The 3,203-nt window shown below is 68.5% G+C and carries 4 protein-coding genes; 1 reads left to right on the top strand and 3 read right to left on the bottom strand.

The features are described 5' to 3' along the window. Together A9W96_RS04915 and A9W96_RS04910 are read right to left on the bottom strand one after the other, a co-directional pair. Window positions 1-525 (bottom strand): FHA domain-containing protein (locus A9W96_RS04915; RefSeq protein ID WP_197499401.1); only part of this gene is annotated, 525 nt, incomplete at its 3' end. 152 nt (window positions 526-677) lie between these two features. Continuing rightward, window positions 678-1,721: an alpha/beta hydrolase gene (locus A9W96_RS04910; protein WP_082972047.1), complete on the bottom strand. Its 1,044-nt coding sequence runs from the start codon at window positions 1,719-1,721 to the stop codon at window positions 678-680. Between the two features lie 206 nt (window positions 1,722-1,927). Here A9W96_RS04910 and A9W96_RS04905 point away from each other — a divergent pair, with 206 nt between their 5' ends. After that, window positions 1,928-2,773, top strand: coding sequence for an SDR family NAD(P)-dependent oxidoreductase (locus A9W96_RS04905; RefSeq protein ID WP_067138211.1), 846 nt, complete (start codon window positions 1,928-1,930; stop codon window positions 2,771-2,773). A 12-nt stretch (window positions 2,774-2,785) separates the two neighbouring features. Here the strand turns inward: A9W96_RS04905 and A9W96_RS04900 are convergent. Next, window positions 2,786-3,203 (bottom strand): isoprenylcysteine carboxyl methyltransferase family protein (locus tag A9W96_RS04900; RefSeq protein ID WP_067138209.1); only part of this gene is annotated, 418 nt, incomplete at its 5' end.

The following is a 3,203-nucleotide window of genomic DNA, read 5'->3' as shown; positions in this document are numbered from 1 at the left end:
CTGCGGCGCGGGCTGGGATCCGCTGGGCGGCGCGCTCGGGAGGCCGCCGGTCGGGTATCGCGGCTGCGCGGCGGTGGGCGGATGAACGGGGTGGCGGAACGAGGCCGATGCCGGCTGCTGGCTCTGCGCAGCACGCGCCAGCGGTTCGCTGGGGTTGCCGACGATCGGTATCGACGTGGTCAGGGGCGGCCGCCCGGCCGAACCCTGATGACGGCCGACCTCGAAGGTCAGCGCCGGGCCGTCCGGGTTGCCGACGTTGACCCGCAGGCCGTCCTGGATGTCGACGACCGGGACGCGGCTGTTGTGCACATAAAGGCCGTTGAGGCTGCCGTTGTCGATGGCGATCCAGCGGCCCTGCTCGTATCGCACGATCAGGTGGTTGCGGGAGATCAGGGGGTGGGCGACGCGGACGTCCGCGCGCAGGTCACGCCCGATCACGACGTCGTTACCCGGCGCGAAGGTGCGCTCGGCTCCCTCGTACCGCACGGTCAGCGCGGGCGGTGCTGGTGGGCTCATCGAGACCAACTGTAATGGCAGCGGCGGGGCTTATCCGCCGGGTTCACCGGCGGGCACCGTTTCGCACCCGCTCCCGGCGAGCGCGACCCTGCGGACCCACCGCAGCGAGAGATCGCAGACGACGGACGAACCGGCTTGCGGCGCAATTACTTTCGTAGCCTTCAACCCGCTACCGCGGCGTTGCGCAGGCTGCGCACGCTGGGAATCTTGGTGCGGGCGGCGGTGACGTCCTTGACGAAATCGCCGATGTACTTGAGGGCCCGCCGGCCCTCGGGCAAGACGTCGGCCGCTATCGGGAAGTCGTGAATCTGTCCATCCCACAGGTGCAGATCGCAGTGGATTCCGCTGGCTTCCAGGCGTTTCGCCATCAATTCGGCGTCGGCGAGCAACAACTCGTCCGAGCTGGCGTGAATGGTGACCGGCGGCATCGAGGACAGGTCGGCGTCCACCGGCGACGCGACGGTGTTGTCACCCCGGCCTTCCAAAACCTGTGCCTTGCTGAGGTATTGAGCGAACATCGAGAACGCCCGGCGGGTGAACATCGAGCACTTGCGCGCGTTACGGTGCTTGAGCTTGCGCACCGGGTCCGCGTCGGTGAACGGCGAGATGGTCGCCACGCCGGCCGGCTCCATGATGTCGTCACTGATCGCCAGCAGGGTGGTCATGAACGCCAGGTAGCCGCCGGCCGAGTCGCCGGCCACCACGATCTGGTCGCCATCGAAGCCGCGATCCTGCAGCCAGCGCAGGCCGCTGATCCCGTCGTCGATGGCATCGGTGATCTGGTGGGTGGGCAGCTTCCGGTAGGCGACGGTCAACACGGCGGCATCGGCCGCCTTCGACAGGCGGGCCACCATCGAGCGATGCGTGTTGAGGCCGCAGGTGAGGAAGGCGCCCCCGTGCAAATACAGGATCGCCCGCTCCCCCGATACGCCGGGCGCGCGAACCCATTCGGCGGCGCAGTTGTCCAGCCGAACCGAGTCGATCTTTGCGCCGGACCCGATGCGCGGGACCAGCCCCGCGACGCCGTCGACGTACTCGAACGGCCAGCGCAGGTTGGGCGTCATGGCCCACGCGCGAACGGTGTTCTTGATGATCAGGCGGCTGGCGAGCCCTACTGCGACCGACTGCGGGCTGTGGCGGTGATGCACGCGCCGCGTGATCGCCACGCTCGGCAGTATGTGGGCCGGCTCGGTTGTACTCACCATTGGGTTTCAACCTCCTAAGTGGAGGGCGGGTACCCGCCGCCGCGCCAGATTAATTGCAGAAGAACAGACGACAATTGTCGGGTACGTCACGTTTGCTGTGCCAGGAGATGGGTACCACTGCGCTAACTCTTGCGCGGTTCTCGCGCGGGCTCGATCCGGCCGGACCGGCTGTTGCCCGGCCCATCGCATGGCCGAAGATATGACCGATGACACACGCGAAGCTCCCCGAGCCGTTGCTGGCCGACCGGGTCGCGGTCGTTACGGGCGGCGCGGGAGGTATCGGCGCGGCGACCTCGCGACTGTTCGCCGCAAACGGTGCGCAGGTGATCATCGCCGACATCGACGCCGACCTGGCCGGCGCGACGGCCGCCTCGATCAGCGAATCCGGCGGCTCGGCCCTGGCGGTCGGCACCGACGTTCGTGATCCCGATCAGGTAACTCGCTTGGCCCGGGCGGTCCACGATCGGTTCGGCCGGGTCGATGTGCTGGTCAACAACGTGGGGCACTGGCTGCGGCACCCCGGCAGCTTCGCCGGCACCGACCCGCAGCTGTGGGATGACCTCTACCGGATCAACCTGCACCACGTGTTCCTGGTCAGCCACGCGTTCCTGCCGGCCATGGTTGAGCGGCACACGGGTGCGATCGTGAACGTCTCGTCGGTCGAGGGGCTGCGCGGCTATCCCGAGGATCCGGTTTATGCCGCTTTCAAGGCCGCCGTCATCGCATTCACCCGCAGCCTGGCCGTCCAGGTCGGCAACGACGGGGTGCGGGTCAACGCGATCGCCCCCGACGTCACCGAGTCCCTACAAGTGCCGTATTCGCAATGGCTTACGGCCGAGGAGCAGGCGCAGTGGCCACAGTGGGTGCCGGTCGGGCGGATGGGCCAGCCCGAGGATCAGGCCCGGGCGATCCTGTTCCTGGCCTCGGACCTGGCGGCGTTCGTCACCGGCCACACCATCCCCACCGACGGCGGCACCGGCGTGGCCGGCGGATGGTTCCGCTCGGCGCGCCGCCCCGACCGCCAGTGGACCAATCGGCCCATCGCGCCATGATCAGGCCCGTGATCAGATATAGCCCAGCGCGGCGTTCTCCGCGCGGATGCGCACGCGCAGCACCGCGGCGTTGGCCGCGCTGAACACGATCGCGGTCAGCCACGCCGAATGCACCAGCGGCAGCGCGGCCACCTCGGCGGCGACCGCGGCGTAGTTGGGGTGACGCATCCAGCGGTACGGCCCGACGGAAACCAACGGCGCATCACCGATGACGATCAGCCTCGGATTCCAACGCTTGCCGAGCACGCTGACGCAGCGCCAGCGGACGGCCGTGCTGAACGCGACGACGGCCAGCATCGGCCAGCCCAGCCACCAGATGAACGGCCGGCTCAGGCTCCAGGTTTCGACGACGCACGAAATCAGCAGCAGGGCATGCATGCTGACCATCGCCGGGTAGTGATCGCGCCCGAACTCCTTGCCGCCGTGCGAC

This window comes from Mycobacterium sp. 1245852.3 (assembly GCF_001669335.1).
GTDB lineage: Bacteria > Actinomycetota > Actinomycetes > Mycobacteriales > Mycobacteriaceae > Mycobacterium > Mycobacterium europaeum_A.
This window is presented reverse-complemented; position numbering and strand designations above follow the sequence as displayed.

What these genes read in the sequence shown, in the direction of transcription:
- A9W96_RS04910 (WP_082972047.1), bottom strand. Translation starts at nt 1,721, where the DNA reads ATGGTGAGTACAACCGAGCCGGCCCACATACTGCCGAGCGTGGCGATC.
- A9W96_RS04905 (WP_067138211.1), top strand. Translation starts at nt 1,928, where the DNA reads ATGACACACGCGAAGCTCCCCGAGCCGTTGCTGGCCGACCGGGTCGCG.